Source organism: Vibrio sp. Vb1755, from assembly GCF_033338635.1.
In the GTDB taxonomy this organism is placed as follows: Bacteria; Pseudomonadota; Gammaproteobacteria; order Enterobacterales; family Vibrionaceae; genus Vibrio; species Vibrio alginolyticus.
Map to the genome: position 1 here is coordinate 118,494 of NZ_JAWOTA010000006.1, position 18,804 is coordinate 137,297.

Genomic DNA, 18,804 nt, shown 5'->3' on the forward strand with positions numbered 1-18,804 from the left:
GTCTTCTTGTTTTAGTTGGTAAGCCGCTTTACTAACCCACTCGCGCGAGTGGTTTTCACCTTAATGCCTCGCTTCAGAACATTGAGTTCGGCGTAAAGAGCTAAACGCTTTTTCGCGCGGGTAATGCCTGTGTAAATCAACTCACGGGTTAATATCGGGCTAAAGTCTGGTGGCAAAATCATAAGGGTGTAATCAAATTCACTGCCTTGCGATTTATGGATGGTCATGGCGTAAGCCGTTTCATGTTCAGGTACTCGGCTTGGCAAGACCGATTTCACACTGCCGTCAGGTAACTCGAAAAAGACTTTCAAACGCGGTTCTTCTTCAGTGTCATCTCGCATGCAAATACCAATATCACCGTTATACAAACCTAAACCGTGATCATTACGCGTAACCATGACGGGTCTGCCGTGATACCAAATTTCATCCTGAACTTGAATGAACTTGCGCGCCGCGAGCGCTTTCTCGATGCGTTGGTTTAGCCCAGCCACACCGAAGTCACCCTCACGGATCGCGCACAGCAATCGGCATTGGTTGAAGGTATCTAACACCGCTTTGGCTTTGTGCGTTAGCGACTCTGGCTCTCCGGTTTTAGGATCAGTTTCCTGTTGTCCAATGCGTTTGAGGTAACGACCGTATTCCTGCACCAACGTCTGCATCATTTGGTTGTAATGTTGACTACTTAGCGCGAAATGTTCGATATCGGAAAAGTCACGCGCCCAGACGTTATCTACGCTCGCAGCAGAACCTGAGTTAACCGCTTTTGCCAACTGACCAATGCCTGAGCGAGCGTCAAATCGGTAGCTCTTTTGCAGCATACATAAACTATCAGCAATGCTAGATGCACTGGTACCTGTATGGGCTAAAGTATCGAAACCCGTCAGTTTTGCAATGGCTGACGCCTGCTCTTTTCCATAACCCAATGCGTGGAACGAACAGATATCACCCAACACGGCCCCTGCTTCAACTGAAGCAAGTTGGTCTTTATCACCTAGCAAAATCAGCCGCGCATGTTTCGGTAAGGCATCGACCACTTTATACATCATTGGTAAATCAACCATCGACGCTTCGTCGATAACTAAAATATCCAAATGCAGTGGATTTTGCTTGTTGTGACGAAATTCTGCGCTATTAGGAATCGCGCCCAGCAACCTATGTAAGGTACTCGACTCAGTCGGAATTTTGGCTTTAAGCTCCGGAGAAGCTGGCAGTTCTTGCACTGCTTTACCAATGGACTCGGTTAATCGCGCCGCCGCTTTCCCCGTCGGGGCCACCAGCTTGATGGTTAGATTTTTCTCTTGCGTCGCCTGTTCAATCAAAGCAGCAAGCAATTTGGTTACTGTCGTCGTTTTACCCGTACCTGGGCCACCAGAAATCACAGCAAATCGACGGGTTAACGCAACTGCCGCCGCGACTTTTTGCCAGTTCACGCAAGCCGAGAGTGGCACGAGTTCATCCAGTATTTGCAAATCTTGAACCTTGCGCGCATTGCTAAGCACGGAATCAATGGCGTGCCAATCCAACGATTCGCTTGCGACCACATCAAGGTGGTCACACACCAATTGCTGACGCAACACTTGGTTGCTGCTTCCCGCTTCTACTGCTTTGCCTAACGCGTTAAACAGAAAATGGTATTGACGTGCAAACAAATGGTTGAGTAACTCGGATAATCGCGCAAACTCTTGTGGTTGCAAGTTAACTGCGGCGCCCAACTGATTGAGCTTTTCCGCCAGTGTCACTTCATAATGCCAATAGCGATGCAGATACAGACGCTCACCATCGAACATTAAAGGCAAGGCTTCTCCTTGCGCGCCGACCACGCTGGAATTTTGTAATACTTGAATCCAGTCTATGCCTTGCAACTGTGTATTAAGCGCCAATGCCGACTCACCAAACAGCCCTAGCTTACTGGCTAAATCCGTAGATTGCCCTTGTGCATCGAACAGAGACAGACAGATATGTCCTTTGCCAAGCTCACTACTGACAACACCCGCGATAAACGCCAATGCTTGACTGTCCGACTGTTCATCATGCGTTTGAGAATCAATAAAACAGGCGAATTGGTAGTCGAGCTGACGAATAGCACCTTTGTGCGCCAAGCGTTCCAGCACTACCAATAAACTATCTTGGCCAGAATGAAGATTGTGATTTGTCGTCATTAAAGTAGCTCCATCTGCCCGGCTTGAGTTGAGCGCGTTTCAAGTACTTGACCATCAATCAAACGATCCATCTCTTGTAAGAAGTCTAAGGTTGGTTTCGCAGCAAAAATGCCGTGGTCACTCTGCCCATCCATGCCGCGCAAGAACAAGTAATACACGCCACCGAAGTGCTGCTCATATTGATAATTCGCCAATCGGCTGCGTAGGAAACGATGCAGTGCTAACGCATAAATCTGGTACTGCAAATCGTAGCGGTGATCCGCCATCGCCGATTTCAGAGCCTCACCATGGTAGCTCGTCACATCGTCGCCAAGATGATTCGATTTCCAGTCAAGCACGTAGTATTTACCTTGATGTTCAAACACCAAGTCGATAAAACCTTTGAGCATGCCTTGCACGGTTTGGAAACCTAAATCCCCCGCTTTCGCCGACAACGGATCGTGACGTTGAATGACTCGGTTTAACGCCGGTGCAGACAAAACTTCAATCGGCAGCAAAAACTCCATCTCCACCAAACGTTGCGACGGTGCTTTTTGATTCAGCAGCAAAGACTTACCATCCAACGGCGTTGCGAGTACGGTATCAATCAATTGCTGTAAAATGGGCAACCACTCTTCATCGAGCTGTTCGCTTTCCATCAAGCCAAGGATGATTTGTGTATTCTCTTCCGTCGTGGCTGGCTGAGTAAATTCAACTTCCTCAAACAGGCTGTGCAGGAACGTACCCGGACGCGCACCACGAGGGAAGGTAAAAATCGAACGCTCTGGCTCCACCAAATCCGCTTCGTCTTGTTCTTCAGATGAGTCGATATCGAAACCTGTAATCTCAATCGTGGCATCATGCTCGGCGTGATGAGAGCCTTGCTTGACCAAGCCAGAATAACTGGTGATGCGCCAGTTTCTGTCGATAGAGTTTTGCAGCTCTTTCGCGCTAAGATCGTGTATTTCTTCTTGTGGCGCTACGTACTTGTCTTCGAGTTGCTGCGGCGGATCGGCCACAACGACACAATCAAGCTCGTCTTGTTGCTTTGTTAAACCTTGGTGCAAATCGTTGATGCCACCTTCTTGACCATTCTGAATCAAATAGCCAATCGCACTGCGGTGTACGCCAGTTGGCTCTTTGGTCGAACGACCATTGCGCAAAGGCGAGGCTCCAATAAAACACGCATACACAGCACGCGTTAGTGCCACGTATATCAAGCGTAAGTCTTCCGCCAAACGCTCTTTGTCCGCTTGCTTCATGGACGCATCGTTGCCAGTGATATCCAGTACCGTGCGGTCATTGGCTGCATCGTAATATTTGGCTTCACTGGCTTCTCGATAGCTGAACACAAACGGCAGAAATACGAGGTCATACTCCAAGCCTTTTGATTTGTGAATAGTTACGATCTGCACTAAGTTACGTTCCGATTCTAAACGTTGGATTTGGTCATCACTGCCACCCAAACCGTTTTCCGCATCACTGATAGACTGAGCGAGCCAACGCAGCAGACCGTGGTCGCTATCCAGTTCATTACTGGCGTGTTGAAGCAGTTCACCAATGTGCATTAAATCGGTAAGTACTCGCTCACCATTTTCACCCTGTGAACTCGCACCTTCTTCTAGTAATCGCTCGGCAATATGGCGTTTGCTGATCACCGCGCGCAACATCGGCAGCACACCACGTTGAATCCAAAGTTTGCGATATTCTTTGAATTCGTTTACGGCGTTTTCCCACACCACTTCATCGTTATTAAGTGCATCCAAACTTGCTGCGTCGAGGGCAAACAGCTCAGAAGCAAGACTTGCACGCAGCGCACGGTCATTTTCTGGAGTCAGCACCGCTTGCAGCAAACGCTGTAGATCCTGCGCCACTGAACTGGTAAACACACTGTCTCGGTTAGACAGGTACACGCTGGCAATGCCTTGTTCAGCCAGCGCTTGTTTGATCATTCGACCTTCACTACCTGTTCGAACCAACACCGCGATATCGCCCGCTTGAACCGCTTTCTGTTTTTCGCCATTCACCAGACACGCTTGCCCCTGTTGAGCCTGCGTCAAAATGGTTTGGATTTGGCTTGCGGTCGCCTCCGCCATCCGAGTCAAATACTCGCCTTTTGGTAGCGGTTTATCGTCCGCTTCTTGCAACCAATACGTCAGCGCGGGTTGCTTTTGGCCACCGATAGTCCAAATGCGTTTTTCGGCATTGGGACTGTACTTAACGGGTAAGAACGGGATGTCCGAATCATAGATAAATGGACTGTCTGGCAAAGCAAATACTTGGTTTACCGCCTGCACCATATCTGCGCTAGAACGCCAGTTGGTTCCTAACGTGTAGTGGGCACTTACTTGGTTACGCGCTTTGATGTAAGTGAAAATGTCTGCGCCACGAAAGCCATAAATCGCCTGCTTGGGGTCACCGATCATAAACAAACCACATTCTGGGTTGTTCAGATAAATACGGCTGAAAATACTGTATTGAAGCGGGTCGGTATCTTGGAACTCGTCAATCATTGCGACAGGATACAAAGTACGAATACGCGCCGCTAAAAGCTCGCTTTCGTCCGTATCGATAGAAGCAGAAAGTTGCGTCAGCAAATCATCAAAAGAGAGCCACTGTTTTTGATTTTTCGCGTTAGCCAGCATCACACGACAATGTTCAATTGCATGAGCAAGCAGTGGCGCTTTTAAGCTGATTGGGTTAGCAAGAAATGTTTCAATGGCTTCAAATACCGCGTGCTGCGGCGCACTGCCTTTCGGTGTTTTTTCCAACAAGACGTTTTGCGCGAATTTCTCCAGCTTGTCTGGATAATCGTAACCTGTGGTTTCAGTTGCTGCCCAAGCGTTTACCGCCTCCAACCACGTCGGCAGAGACTTTTTGGTATAGCTACGTTTGTTAATATCTGAATCTGAAATTAGCGTTAAGAAGTCATCTTGGCTTTCTCGCCACTGTGCTTTTAATTCATCAATTTTTTTCAGATTTTCAGTATGAAGATCAGCCAAACTGCCTTTCATTGCCGGAACAGAAAGGCTTAACGGCGCACCAGTTAAGTAATTGCTGATGTCAGACAACAACGCAGATGGAGAGCCCCATAGCTGGCGAATTTCTCCAGCCAAGGTAAATGGCAACGGGTAGAAATTGCGGCGCCAGTAATCGGCTACAACTTGCGCTTTTAGGTGACTTTCATCGGTCACAAACTCGTTATTAAATCGGCTGCCAGATTCAAACGCATTTTGCGTTAGCATACGTTGGCAAAAACCGTGAATGGTGTAGACCGCCGCCTCGTCCATCTGACGCTCTGCCTGCAATAAAATTTCTGCGGCTTGCTTGTGATCGTCAAACTCATTAAGCAAAGGTTGGATCACCGGGTCGGAACTCTGTCCACGCGCAAACGCGATTCGCGCGTCATGGATCCTTGCCCTGATACGATCGCGTAATTCCGCAGTTGCCGCTTCGGTAAAGGTTACGACCAGAATTTGGTCGACTGTAAGCGGTACGCGATGTCGAGTTTCCTCGCAGCCGTGACCAAGCAAAAGGCGCAGATATAAACCTGCAATAGTGAAGGTTTTACCTGTACCTGCTGATGCCTCGATTAACCTCGCGCCATGCAGAGGAAACGTCATCGGTTCTAGTGGCGTTGGTTGAGGTTGCTCTGTGCGGTCTAACGTATGTAGAGGACACTCTGCACCTGACATTTGATCCATAACGCTGAATCTCTCCGGATTATTTACTAGGACGTATCACCTAATAAATGTGATCTATAGTTAAAAATTCTATTAATATGTTTAACAAGTTGGATAATTTAGAGCTTTGTGAGATCTTTCTCACGGTTATCCATAAGACGTACCGTTAGTATGCGCCCCACGAGATAAGCCAAACCTTTTTGGCGGCACAACTCAAATGAATTAAACAAAAGTATCATGGTCCCTCTGACCTTGTGGCCGTACAGCGAACGCCCTACAAAAAATAATGATTTTCTGGCGGCCACCCTACTCTTCCTTCTCTTTATCCAACTTTCTTTATCACGCTTTTACATCATCAGCGTCTTGAACCGCTAAGCGCGCACCTTGCAGTACTAATGCTGTCAGCACACGAACTTCTGAGGCCAACTCATCATTCCAAGCAGGCCAAATTCGAGAGATGTACGCATTATTGCCTTCGCCCGGGCTCATGAAGCCATCATTGAATGCGTCAGCCATTTTCTTCAAAGATTTCTCTTCGTCATCGACCCACTGACCACGGCTAAAGCCCGCTTCAACACAAGCCAACGCCGTTTTCGGGAAATAAGGCAAAGGCTTAGTCATGCCTTCGAAAAATAAGCGAACTAATTCAGTCAGTAGCTGTTTGGCATACCGCGCATCGGCAATTTCTGGGTAGATCAAATGCAGCGCGCCTTCTTTACGATCGTAACCAATGATGTGAGTTTTCTTAGCATGACCCGACGCCGACATGGCAAGGTGATCGATCCACGCTGCAAGGTAATCCTGCGATCGAATCTTACCGCTTCGATAGCGAATCAAACCGGATTGGTAGCATTGAGTTAGCCAACCTGTTAGGCGAACGTTTTTCTCTTCGCCTTCATTTCGCTCAAACAAGGAATCAAACGTCAGGTCGATTTCCAAATCGTCTTGAGGCGCACCAGATAAAAACGCCAGTTTATACACCAGCTCTTCCGCCTGAACTCGGTTGGTTTCAAATTCGATATCACCAAACGCCCCCACCGGCAGTTTGCCTTGCGCGCGCTGTTGACTCATAAAGTGTTTAAGCACCTCTGTTTTTTTCTCTGGCTGCATCAATGTCGCTTCAAGCAAGGTTTCTAACAGCTCATCACGCATTTGATAGCTTTCCAAACCACCTAAAACAAAGGGTTCGTCGTCTTCCATCACCGGTAGTGGCGGTTCAAAGATTACTTTTAAACGACGATTGAAAAAATACTGCACTGGTAAACGCCAGAAACGTTGCAACTCGACTAAGTCGAGCTCAAGCGGGAACGTCGCTCCCAACAGATAGTCGTCTAATGCCCGATTAAAATCACGACGGACATAGCCTTGCGATTGACTGCTTTGAGTCAATGCCGCTGGAATCCACTCTTTCGCGTAGCTAGCATGCATGCCTTGGAACGCACTTGGGCTAAACGGCACCATGGCGTGGGTATTCACCAACGCATTTAATAAGTTGTCGCCAGACTCATCAACGGGCAACGCTTCATCACCACTTAAACAATAGTTTTGGTGACAGTATTCCATCAGCTCAGAAACCAGAACCGAAGGCACTCGCTCGGTGTTGTCTTGGATTGAACGGCCAACATAACTGATGTAGAGCGTTTGCTGTGCAGACAACATCGCTTCGAGGAATAGGTAACGGTCATCATCTCGGCGCGAACGGTCGCCCGGTTTGGTTCTTCCTGTCATCAAGTCAAAGCCTTCTGGCGGCATGGAGCGCGGATACACGCCGTCATTCATCCCCAACAGACAAACAATTCTAAACGGAATAGAGCGCATCGGCATCAGGGTACAAAAGTTCACTTGACCAGCAAGGAAGCGCTGGCTGACTCGTGTGCCAGATAATTTGTTTTGAAGGTATTGGCTGATGATCGACGGCGATAACGCATCATCAAATGCGGCATCAGCTAATTGCTCTTTGAGTTGGCTGAGCGTATCGCGAATGGATTTGAGCGCCATTTCGCCTTCTAACTCAACTGAGAAGAAGTCATCCAGCAGTAAAACTAAAGTCTCTCGCCAACCATCAATAGTCTGAACATGAGAAAGTTTGCTTCGATAAGTGCTAATTTGTTGGATAAAGTGTGCCAACTTGCCCGCCAGCTCTGCGCCCATGCCTTGCACTTCGTTGTACGGAGACAAACTGCCTTGCTCGGTTTCAAACAAACCAGCGGATTCTGGCATCGCGTAGCCAAGCAACATGCGTTGAATACCAAATTGCCATGTGTTTTGACGAGTTTCCGGCAGTTCAAATTCGCGTCCGGTATTGGCATCCAACCCCCAGCGAATTCCCGATTCCTCAACCCATTGTTTGGCTTGTAAGAAATCATCTTCGCTGAGTTCAAAACGCTTTAATATCGCTGGAGTTTCCAGAAGTTCGAGTAGTTCTGATGCCAAACAGCGCGTATTGGGTAAGTTCACCAACTGCATAAATGCAGCCAGAATTGGGCTCTCTTGATCGGCGGTTCGGTCAGAAATCGAATATGGAATAAAACGCTCACCCGGCGCGTTACCAAAGACCGCCTGAATCGCAGGGCTGTAAGCGTTGATGTCCGCGACCATCACGATAATATCGCGCGGTTTTAACGTTGGGTCAGCATCGAACATCGCCAACAGTTGATCATGCAGCACTTCAACTTCGCGCATCGGGCTGTGACAAGCGTGTAGGCTCAGTGATTTATCACCCAAGCTAACCACTTGTTTGTGATGACTGTTTTCAATCTGTTGATCATCTTGATGTTCTTCAAGATTGAGAATATCCGCTTGCAATTGATGGAGCAGACTGTCGCGCTCAACATCAACAAAGGCTTCGATTTCATGAGATTCCAGCTGAGACAACAGATACATATTGTCGCGCCCGAGTTTACCCATGGATGCCAACAGACTGTTTCCGACCACATCGGTGTGCAGCTCATCGATCACATTATCTTCCAGTGATCCTTTCAGTTGCTCAGTTTCACCTTGCACTTCCGAGTGATCGTCCTGCCACACAACGTGCTGACGATGTTTCGCCGCCAAACGAGCCAGATATTTGCGATCTCGAACTTCACCCCAGTAATAACGACACGGGTTGGTGAACATCAGATGCACGTCGATGTGTTCACCAATTGCTTTTAGCGCATCCATATAGCGAGGCGGCAACGAAGAAATGCCAAAAACAAACAAACGCTTGGGTAAATGGTCAAAATTGCCGTTAAAACTCTCTAACGTGTCGATAAAGTGCTCATAAAGGTTGGCACGGTGATATGGAGACTGTCCTAATGACACAGTGTGATCATACAACGCTTGCCATAAGATCGGCTGCCACGGATGCTCATCTTCCAGCTCTGGCACACTCTGCCCTGCTTCCCAACTTGCGATCCACTCCGGACGATACACCAAGTAACCATCGAAAATATCGGCAATTTTCTCAGCCAGTTGATACAGCTTAGAGTGATCACTGTCATCTTTGAGGTACTGCGCTAACGGCGAAAACACGTCTTGGTTGAGAAGCCCCGGCAGCAGATGCATCAACTTCCAAGTCATCGCTTCTTTGTTAAACGCACTGCGTTTTGGCACGTCTGGCAACACCTGCGTAAACATTTCCCAAATGAAGGTAGCAGGAAGCGGAAAATCAATGTTCGCGGCAACACCAAACTCTTTGGCCAATTCCATTTTTAGCCACTGGGACATGCCCGGACTTTGAACCAGAATTTGTTCTTTTTCGAACGGGTTTTCCAGCGGACTGATTCGAATCAGTTCGACAAGGAGTGATTTAAGAACGTCAACTTGGTTGGAGTGATAAACAGTAAACAAATTGGGAATACCGAGCGCCGATTGAAACTGTTAGCTAGCTTAGCACAGCCCCATTTAAACCCGCAGTGATCTCGCGTTCGGAAAAAACAAAAGGTTATATATCACTCAAATAGAGTATGAATCTTCTGAATTTTCACATGTCAATCAAGTCTGACACTTCCATACAAAATGTGACATTCGTCGCAACTATTCCATAATAAAAAACACTGTTTTATACTCCCTCTACCCATAATTTATAAACAAACAAAAAGTATGTTTCGCAAACTGTCTTCCAACAGCGCTTGGCTGATTGCTTTTTTTGCTTGCTTTGCAGTGTACCTGTCGATCGCTTGTTATCCTTTTGTGTTGTCTAACAATCAGAATGAACCGCTAACCTTGTTGCAAGGTTACTATTTGGTTTCGACTCAATATGGCTGGCTGGGCTTGATCGCTCTTCCATTTATGTTGTTGAGTTTATTGCTCTCTTTTCTACCGACTCGAATATTCAAAGGCATCGTGATCGCTATCGCGATCTGTCTATTGATTATGTTTAAAGTCGATATTCTCGTTTTTCAGCAATACAAACTTCACATCAACGCTCTATTAATCCGTATGTTTTTCGAAGGTGGTGATGATGTCTTCGATATTTCGTGGATGAGTTGGCTAATCTTCATCAGTGAAATTGCCGTTCTGGTGATCGGGCTCGCTTGTACCGTTTGGGTAAGTAATCAACTGGCACAAAGCCGAGCTAAGTTCGTTTTGATCAGCGTCTGGTTTGCTGTATTGCTTAGCACGCAGATGATTCATGCGTACAAAAACGCACTTTACGACGATGAAGTCAGTCAGTTTTCGAATAACTGGCCACTTTACTACCCGCTGACGGCTCGTAAATTTATTTACAAACACGACCTAGTGGATGAGAACATTGCATCGAAGAACCGCGTAGAGTTAACCAACATTGAACGTAGCTCACTCAACTATCCGCTTGCGCCGATTCAAGTGCAAAGCAAAGAGAAACAGCCCAATGTCTTGTTTATCTTGGTTGACGCGTGGCGCTACAGTGATGCGACGCCGGAAGTCATGCCAAATGTCAGCAAGTTCGCCGAAAAAACGGTGAATTTCACACAACATATGAGCGGCGGCAACTCAACTCAAGCGGGTATTTTCAGCCTGTTTTACAGCTTGCCAGCGACCTACTGGGAAAGCTTTTACGCAAGTCAACGCTCTCCTGTTTTTATGGATACGCTGCAAGCAGAAGGCTACCGCATGGGCATTTTTGGCTCGGCACCGCTCACCAGCCCGCCACTTTCTCGCACGGTATTCAAAAAAGTGTCGGACTTGACCCTGAAACAAACTGGGGAAACAGCTGTCGAGCGCGATCAGCAGATAACAGACAAGTTCATCGAGTTCCAAAAGCAGGATAGCGACAAGCCGTACTTTGGTTTTCTGTTCTACGATGCCGCCCACGGTACGGTGTTTCCTGAACCTGAATTTGCGAAATTCAAACCATACTGGGAACGCGTTGACCACATTTTGCTCAACAACGATTTTGACGCTTCGCTTTACCACAATCGATACAAGAACTCGTTGTACTACATCGACAGCTTGATTGGTGATGTGCTGAAAAATGTCGACTTAGACAACACCATTGTGGTGATTTCATCAGATCATGGTGAAGAGTTTAACGACCATAAGATGAACTATTGGGGCCACACGGGTAACTACAGTGACGTTCAAGTACATGTGCCTCTTTACGTGTACATGCCAAATCGTCAGCCAGAGCAAGTTGATTACCGCACGACCCATTTTGACGTCGTGCCAACCATGATGAATACGCTGTTTGACGTTCAAGGCACAACGAGTTCATACAGCGTTGGTCATAACTTGTTTGATAGCTCTGCCTCTCGCGATTGGTATATTGCAGGCAGCTACTACAACTATGCATTGGTCGGCAAAGAACTGATGCTTGTGGTCAACCCTGGCGGGCACTCTCAGCAACTGAATCGCCAGTTAAAAGTCGAGAAAGAACAGAAAATTCCTGTCGATATCATTCGTCATTCTCTGGATGAGATGTCGCGATTTTACAAAAAAGGCTAGTGTCCAACATCGACGCCGATTGAAATAAAAAAGCCTCTTGGTTGTAAGACCAAGAGGCTTTTTCCTATCTGCTATTTAAGCGTGATGAGCGTGCATCAAGCGTGGCTGAATCAACAAGTTGTTGATGTATTGTAAGGCCACATAAGAGACAACAAATGTTGCCACAATCAACTCAAGACTAGCTAAGCCTCGCACTTGTTGAACATAGTGCGCAGCCAATCCTTGCAACTCCATCCAATTCGCCATTTTAAACAGCGCCGTCGCACCGATCACCATCGGGAAAGTGAACGCCGCATAGCCTGGGCTAAATGGCAGTCTAAGCAATTTAAAGAATGCGAGGTAAATGATGGCTGTCATCAATACCGCGATACCAAATAGCATAGCGATGATCACTGGTGATGGTGTCGCAGTGACCGTTAAGTACCCTGCCAATGATAGACTTGCTGGTGCCGCCATAATTGCCATTGTTGGTTTCGCTGCATCCGGAATTTCATGGGTAAACATGAAACGGTAAATCATCATCGGCAACATGATCGCGTACGCCACCATACCAAACATCAATGCACCTTGTGCCACTGGTGCTAACATCGGGTTGCCAGAGAAAGACACATCCGCAACGATGATACCCACAGGCGGTACAAACCAACTAGGAACCATGTGGTGCAATTCAAAATCTTTGGCGCGATGGTAAACAAAGCTCACCAAGAATACGATGTGCAAAACCACCGCAATCAGCCAAAGCGCATCGCCAGCTAATGGGTAAAAATGGCCGAGAGAGTTCGATACCACCATAGTGCCCATCGCAAATGTCGGAACCACGCTGCCCACAACCGGATGAGCAAGATCTTGTCTCAATAGATGATTATGTAGCAAAAACTTGGTTGCCAATATAGCCAACAATATGCTCGCGATACCCGCACTAATCCACTGTCCGTAGCCATGTAATTCGGCGAAGTTTTCCCAACTCCAGCCCAAGCTTGCAATACCAAGAGCCAAACCCGCCATTGGAGTTGGCGCTCCCATTACTTTTGCTTTTGTTCTTTGAATCATGATGACCTCAACCAGACTCACTCTTGATGAGACGTATAATACGCTTGCACTTCGTTCCGATATATCTAATTATTTAAAACAAACGTTCAGAATTACTTAACGGTGGGGTATGGCAAGTCACATTTCTCTTAAACAACTGAAAGTGTTTACGACGATCACGCAGCACAAAACGCTCACAGCGGCTTCTGATAGTCTCTTTTTATCGAAAGCCGCAGTGAGCATGGCACTCTCAGAATTAGAAAAGCAGATCGGCCATCACTTATTTGATCGTGTTAATAACCGACTGATTTTGAACCAAGAAGGTCAAAAATTACTGCCACTGGCGGATGAATTACTCAACCGAGCCAAGGACATCGAGAGCATTTTCGATGGTGACCAAGCGCTATCGGGCCAACTTCGCATTGGTGCCAGCGACACCATTGGCAACCAAGTCGCGCCCTATTTGCTTAGCGAATTTCGTCAGCAAACGAACCATCGTTCTCAAAGTCTGTTCATTTCTAACTCCGCACAAATCTGCGACATGCTGACCGATTACGAGTTAGACATAGCCCTCATTGAAGGCAAAACACTTCACCCTGAATTGCAGTCTACCCAGTTTAGCGAAGATGAAATGTGCGTGATTTGCGCGCCCAATTCCCCAGCCGCGCACGAAGGGCCAGTAAACTTAACCGAGCTAGAAAACAGTGAATGGATATTGCGAGAGGCAGGCTCTGGTTCACGCGAATTTTTTATGCGCGTTGTCGCGCCGCGCTTGGAACATTGGCATGAAGCTTTTCAGCTCAATACCACCGAAGCGTTGATCAACTCAGTATCGGCAGGGTTAGGCTTGGGCTGTTTGTCACGTTTGTCTGCAGAACCTGCTATTCGTGACGGCCGCGTAAAACTGCTCGACATGCCTTTAGATATGAAACGTCGCTTCTGGTTACTGGTTCATAAAGAGAAATATCAAAGCCCATTGCTCAAAACGTTTATCGAATTTTGCCAAGATTGGGAGCGACCAACAAACCTTCCTTTGGCGGACAAATCCGCAAAGTGAAACCAAGATAGTTTAAATGCTAGTCAGTTAGTTGTACGTGTCTCTCATTCTGAGGCTTGTCGCTAGACTTGATTGGTCAAAAACTGTATAAAAAGCCAGTATCAATACACCAAATTAGGGGACCAACCATGGCTGTAATCGTCAAGTACGTGGTAGAACGCAATGGAGAAGAGAAAATGACTTTTACCTCTAAAGCGGAAGCTGACGCATACGACAAAATGCTGGATATGGCAGACGAGTTATTCTCACTGCTGGGTAAAAGTGAACTTCTAGAAGACGAAGGTAAGCAAGAAGATCTTGCAATGTTCCTTGCGCAAAACAAAGAAGAAGTGCTTTACGCTCTTGGTGCAAAACGTAAACCTGCACCAAAAAAAGCAAAGAAGCTTGAAGCTGTTGAAGAAGATAGCGAGCAAGAAGACGCTGCATAAGCCTCTTATTTGTTTAGAAAAAACGTCGCATTATGCGGCGTTTTTTTATTCCTTCCGTTTATCTCCATATATCTCTGAGAATATAAAGAACCGATTTAATATCCCAAATTGCTCTAAATTTCATGTTGCGGATTAGTGTGACTTAGATCTAGTCTAAATGGGTCCGGTGATGGGGTGCCACCGGAATCGAAAGATTCGAACCGCTGTTAAAGCTAATGACTCCTACAGAAACGAAAACAGGTCAGCCCTGTTGGAAGTGCTTTCGCTTATGTTGTGAAAGCGAGAGTTCTGTAGTGAGCAATTCAACTCTTCTCCAACCCCGCTCCTGTTTTCTCAAAAAATAAAAATACACTGGGAAAACATTATGCAATATTCACACGAAATCCAATCAATGTGCCCGATTCAACGCGGCGATCTTCATGCATCTGCACCGATCCCTGTTGAAGGCGCAATGATCAATCCAAAAGACGTTATCGCGATTTCTGGTCTTAGCCACGGCGTTGGTGCTTGCGCTCCTCAACAAGGCGCAGCAAAACTGACCCTTAACGTCAAAAACGGCATCATCGAAGAAGCTTTGATCGAAACGATCGGCTGTTCAGGCATGACTCAATCAGCAGCGATGGCCGCAGAAATCCTAACAGGCAAAACCATTCTTGAAGCACTGAATACCGACTTGGTATGTGATGCTATTAACGTCGCGATGCGCGAAATCTTCCTTCAATTTGTTTACGGTCGTACGCAATCTGCTTTCTCTGAAGGCGGCTTAGAAATTGGTGCGGCATTGGAAGATCTTGGTCAAACTCAACGCAGCCAAGTGGGTACTAGCTACTCAACCAAAGCAAAAGGCGTGCGTTACATGGAGTTGGCTGAAGGCTATGTAACAAAACTCGCGCTAGACGAAAACAAAGAAGTGATTGGTTACCAATATCTCAACCTCGGCAAGATGATGAAAGCCATCAACGAAGGCGTATCTGCTGCAGAAGCCGCAGACAAAGCGACGGGGACTTACGGTCGTTTTGACGAAGCCGTAACTACCATCAACCCACGCCAACAATAATTGCCACCAAGAGGAAAGAGATTATGAACACTCCAATTACTGAATCTGTACGTCGCACATTAGACGAAATGCAACTTTCTTCTCTGGAAGAGGCTTACCAATACTGTATGGATCGTGGTATCGACCCTAAAGCACTAGTGATGGACACTCAACCTATCGCGTTTGAAAGCGCTGCCGATGCCTACACGCTAGGCACTGCTTTGGCGATTTTCCGCGTAGCAAAAACAGCTGAAGAAGCTGCAAACATCATCGGTGAAGGCCTTCAAGCCTGCACAAAACCAGGCAGCGTCGCAGAACAACGCCGAGTGGGTATCGGTCACGGTGCATTGGCGGCTCGTCTATTGAATGAAGAAAGTGGCTGTTTCGCTTTCCTTGCGGGCCATGAGTCATTCGCAGCGGCAGAAGGCGCTATCAAAATCGCATTGAACGTGAACAAGTCACGAAAAAATCCGTTGAAAGTTATCCTAAATGGCTTGGGTAAAGACGCCGCTTACCTAATCTCACGCATCAATGGTTTCACTTACGTACGCACTCAGTACAACTACCAAACTGGTGAGTTAGTGGAAGTAGAACGTCGCCGTTTCTCCCAAGGTCCACGTGGTGAGATCCTTTGCTACGGTGCAGACGATGTGCGTGAAGGCGTGGCTATCATGCATAAAGAACAAGTGGATGTGAGCATCACTGGTAACTCAACCAACCCGACTCGCTTCCAACACCCTGTAGCAGGCATCTACAAAGCAGAGCGTAACCGTGAAGGCATGCCTTACTTCTCTGTGGCATCAGGTGGTGGTACTGGTCGTACTCTACACCCAGACAACGTGGCGGCAGGTCCTGCCTCTTACGGCATGACAGATACCTTGGGTCGCATGCACGCCGATGCGCAATTCGCGGGTAGCTCTTCAGTACCAGCACACGTAGCGATGATGGGCTTCATCGGTATGGGCAACAATCCAATGGTAGGGGCAACGGTTGCACTTGCAGTAGAGGTCGGTGAGCTAAGCCTCTAAGTCGATTTATCGCTTTACTATCCAAAGTCAGTAAATCCAACAAACCCAGTGTAGGGGGAGTGACTTCGGTCCTCCCCTTATTTTTTTGCGATGCTCCCTTCTCCCACTTCACTGTGTCTCTGCCCAAAATCGGCCTGATAAGGCTTTGCGACACATTTCTCATCAGACAAACATATCTCTAAAAAGACAAAAGGTATCCATCTACGGACTTTCTCCATTTCCCCTCTTTAAACTCCCCAACACTCTCTTTATGATGACCGACAACTTAATTATTTCTTGTCAGTGAACAGACGAGACACAAGACTCAACACATGGAGATCAACTATGGCTTTCTTCTCTCTAGCCTTTGGTACGGCAACTAAAAACCGCGACGGCAAAATCATCGAAGCGTTTTTCCCAAACCCAGTTCTTAACCCAAGCGAAGCGCTTGTTAACGCACTAGCAGCAGTAGCAGGTTATGAGCAAGGCAACCAAGCTATCGAGATCTCTGCAGCACAAAGCGCAGAACTGGCAGCAGCATTTGAAGCAAACGGCGATGCGGCAAACGCTTCTTTCGCAGCAAAAGCAGCAGAATCAGCACAACCACTTGTACTGGTTATCCTTGCAACTGACGAGCAGCCACAAAGCGTTGCTGAAGGTTTCCTAAAACTTCAACTTATCTCTAATCGCCTAGTTCAACCACACGGTACGGTACTAGACGGTATCTTCGGTCTACTACACAACATCGCATGGACTAATGAAGGTCCAATCGACCTACCTGAACTAGCAGAGCGTCAAATCGAAGCTCGCCTAGCGGGTCGTGCACTAAGCGTAGATTGCGTAGACAAGTTCCCTAAAATGGTGGACTACGTGGTACCAACTGGCGTTCGTATCGCTGACACTTCTCGCGTACGTCTTGGCGCACACGTTGGCGAAGGCACAACGGTAATGCACGAAGGCTTCATCAACTTCAACGCGGGTACAACAGGCGTGAGCATGGTTGAAGGTCGTATCTCTGCTGGCGTAGTGGTTGGTAACGGCTCTGACATCGGCGGCGGCGCATCTATCATGGGTACGCTATCTGGCGGCGGTAAAGTTGTGGTTTCTATCGGTGAAAACTCTCTACTAGGCGCGAACGCAGGTCTTGGCTTCCCAATGGGTGACCGTTGTACTATCGAATCAGGTCTGTACGTAACTGCTGGTTCTAAAGTGCGCATGCTAGATTCTGCAGGCCAAGAAGTAGAAGTTGTGAAAGCCCGCGATCTTGCTGGTGTTTCTGACCTACTGTTCCGTCGTAACTCTGTAACAGGTCAAATCGAGTGTCTTGCAAACAAGAGCGCGGTTGAACTGAACAGCGAACTGCATAAAAACAACTAATTCATTCGTGAATTAGCCCTACGAAAAATCCCCCAGCAGGAAACTGTTGGGGGATTTTTTAGCTTACAGCAAAATGCGTGATTACTGATTTAAAAAGCTGACCGCTTTATCTGGGAAATCAGTAAACAAACCATCCACTTTTACTTGGTTGTAGTACACATCCATCATGCCTTCAAAGCTGTCAGTGTACGCTGGAATGCGTCCTGGATCGGCGCGGAACGTGTATGGATGCACTTGCAAGCCAGCGTCTTTTGCAGCCTTCATCAACGGCTTGATGATGATATTGTCTTTGGTTGACTTATCATCCACCAGCATCGGCTTCCAAGGTCCAATTCCTTCCGCGTAACTCGCTACTTTCTTCATTCCGTCGGCTTCGAACATCCAGTCATAACTGTATGGTGTTGCCTTGTCGCCTTTGTACACCATAGTTTCGTTCCAGTCCGTGTAAGCCATAAGCTGAACGAGCTTTAAGTCCATGTCCATTGCAGGCATGAGTTCACTGTTGATGCGTTGAAGTTCATTCGCATCAAAACACTGAAGGTAGACTTTGTCGTCTTGAGAGCCGTAACCGTACTGCTTCAAGACTTTAAGTACTGCTTTAGAAATGTCCTTACCTTCATGACGATGGAACCAAGGCGCTTTAATTTCTGGGTAAATACCGATGTCATAACCCAGCGTTTTGTTTAAGCCTTGGATCAGCTCAATCTCTTCAGCAAACGTCGGCACGGTGAAATCAGATTTCCACATAGGGAATCGGGTTGGATAGCCCGCTACTTTGTTGCCTTTGTCATCGATATTAAAGCCTTCAGTTACTCGCAAGGATTTGATTTCCGCCAGAGTGAAATCAATCGCGTAATAACGACCATCTTTACGTGCACGATCAGGAAAACGCTCCGCAACATCCGTTACGCGATCGAGATAATGGTCATGCAACACGACCAACTGGTCATCTTTCGTCATTACCACATCTTGCTCTATGTAGTCAGGTTTCATTGCGTAAGCAAGTGCTTTGGCTTCTAACGTGTGCTCAGGCAAGTAGCCCGATGCGCCACGGTGCGCAATGACAAGCGGCTTCGCAATCGCACCAGCAGAGAGGCTAAGTGCTAAAAAAGTAAGACATACTGACTTTGTTTTCATTGTTA

11 protein-coding genes and 1 riboswitch are annotated in these 18,804 nt (G+C 47.2%); of the genes, 6 read left to right on the top strand and 5 right to left on the bottom strand.

Going from position 1 to position 18,804, the window contains the following annotated elements:
* Positions 1 to 11: 11 nt before the first annotated feature.
* The 3 genes from recD to recC form a co-directional block, all read right to left on the bottom strand.
* Positions 12 to 2,159 (bottom strand): exodeoxyribonuclease V subunit alpha, encoded by a 2,148-nt coding sequence (gene recD / locus R7E00_RS08265; RefSeq protein WP_262606237.1) that lies wholly within the window; start codon positions 2,157 to 2,159, stop codon positions 12 to 14.
* A complete protein-coding gene (recB, locus tag R7E00_RS08270) occupies positions 2,159 to 5,833 on the bottom strand; it encodes an exodeoxyribonuclease V subunit beta (RefSeq protein ID WP_262606249.1) in 3,675 nt (1,224 codons plus the stop codon). Before recB ends, recD begins: the two co-directional genes overlap by 1 nt.
* Positions 5,834 to 6,160: 327 nt before the next feature.
* A complete protein-coding gene (gene recC, locus R7E00_RS08275; protein ID WP_262606238.1) occupies positions 6,161 to 9,652 on the bottom strand; it encodes an exodeoxyribonuclease V subunit gamma in 3,492 nt (1,163 codons plus the stop codon).
* Between the two features lie 252 nt (positions 9,653 to 9,904).
* Between recC and R7E00_RS08280 the strand changes: the two genes are divergently transcribed.
* Positions 9,905 to 11,728, top strand: coding sequence for a DUF3413 domain-containing protein (locus tag R7E00_RS08280; RefSeq protein ID WP_262606239.1), 1,824 nt, complete (start codon positions 9,905 to 9,907; stop codon positions 11,726 to 11,728).
* A 75-nt stretch (positions 11,729 to 11,803) separates the two neighbouring features.
* Here R7E00_RS08280 and R7E00_RS08285 read toward each other — a convergent pair whose 3' ends face one another.
* The gene (locus R7E00_RS08285; protein ID WP_005391714.1) at positions 11,804 to 12,778 is read right to left on the bottom strand and encodes a TDT family transporter; all 975 of its coding nucleotides are present in this window, start codon (positions 12,776 to 12,778) and stop codon (positions 11,804 to 11,806) included.
* A 109-nt stretch (positions 12,779 to 12,887) separates the two neighbouring features.
* Here R7E00_RS08285 and R7E00_RS08290 point away from each other — a divergent pair, with 109 nt between their 5' ends.
* The 5 genes from R7E00_RS08290 (at position 12,888) to dapD (ending at position 17,662) form a co-directional block, all read left to right on the top strand.
* Entirely contained in the window at positions 12,888 to 13,814 is a 927-nt protein-coding gene (locus R7E00_RS08290; RefSeq protein WP_017636009.1) for a LysR substrate-binding domain-containing protein, read from the top strand.
* Positions 13,815 to 13,942: 128 nt separating this feature from the next.
* A complete protein-coding gene (locus tag R7E00_RS08295; protein WP_005380208.1) occupies positions 13,943 to 14,242 on the top strand; it encodes a YebG family protein in 300 nt (99 codons plus the stop codon).
* 156 nt (positions 14,243 to 14,398) lie between these two features.
* A riboswitch (Fluoride riboswitch) is annotated at positions 14,399 to 14,474 on the top strand.
* A gap of 132 nt (positions 14,475 to 14,606) precedes the next feature.
* Positions 14,607 to 15,299, top strand: coding sequence for an iron-sulfur cluster assembly scaffold protein (locus tag R7E00_RS08300; protein ID WP_005386501.1), 693 nt, complete (start codon positions 14,607 to 14,609; stop codon positions 15,297 to 15,299).
* A 23-nt stretch (positions 15,300 to 15,322) separates the two neighbouring features.
* Positions 15,323 to 16,306 (top strand): GGGtGRT protein, encoded by a 984-nt coding sequence (locus tag R7E00_RS08305; protein WP_005391709.1) that lies wholly within the window; start codon positions 15,323 to 15,325, stop codon positions 16,304 to 16,306.
* A 324-nt stretch (positions 16,307 to 16,630) separates the two neighbouring features.
* Positions 16,631 to 17,662: a 2,3,4,5-tetrahydropyridine-2,6-dicarboxylate N-succinyltransferase gene (gene dapD, locus R7E00_RS08310; protein ID WP_005391708.1), complete on the top strand. Its 1,032-nt coding sequence runs from the start codon at positions 16,631 to 16,633 to the stop codon at positions 17,660 to 17,662.
* A gap of 81 nt (positions 17,663 to 17,743) precedes the next feature.
* Here the strand turns inward: dapD and glpQ are convergent, their stop codons facing one another.
* A complete protein-coding gene (gene glpQ / locus R7E00_RS08315) occupies positions 17,744 to 18,799 on the bottom strand; it encodes a glycerophosphodiester phosphodiesterase (RefSeq protein ID WP_025768218.1) in 1,056 nt (351 codons plus the stop codon).
* Positions 18,800 to 18,804 lie beyond the last annotated feature (5 nt).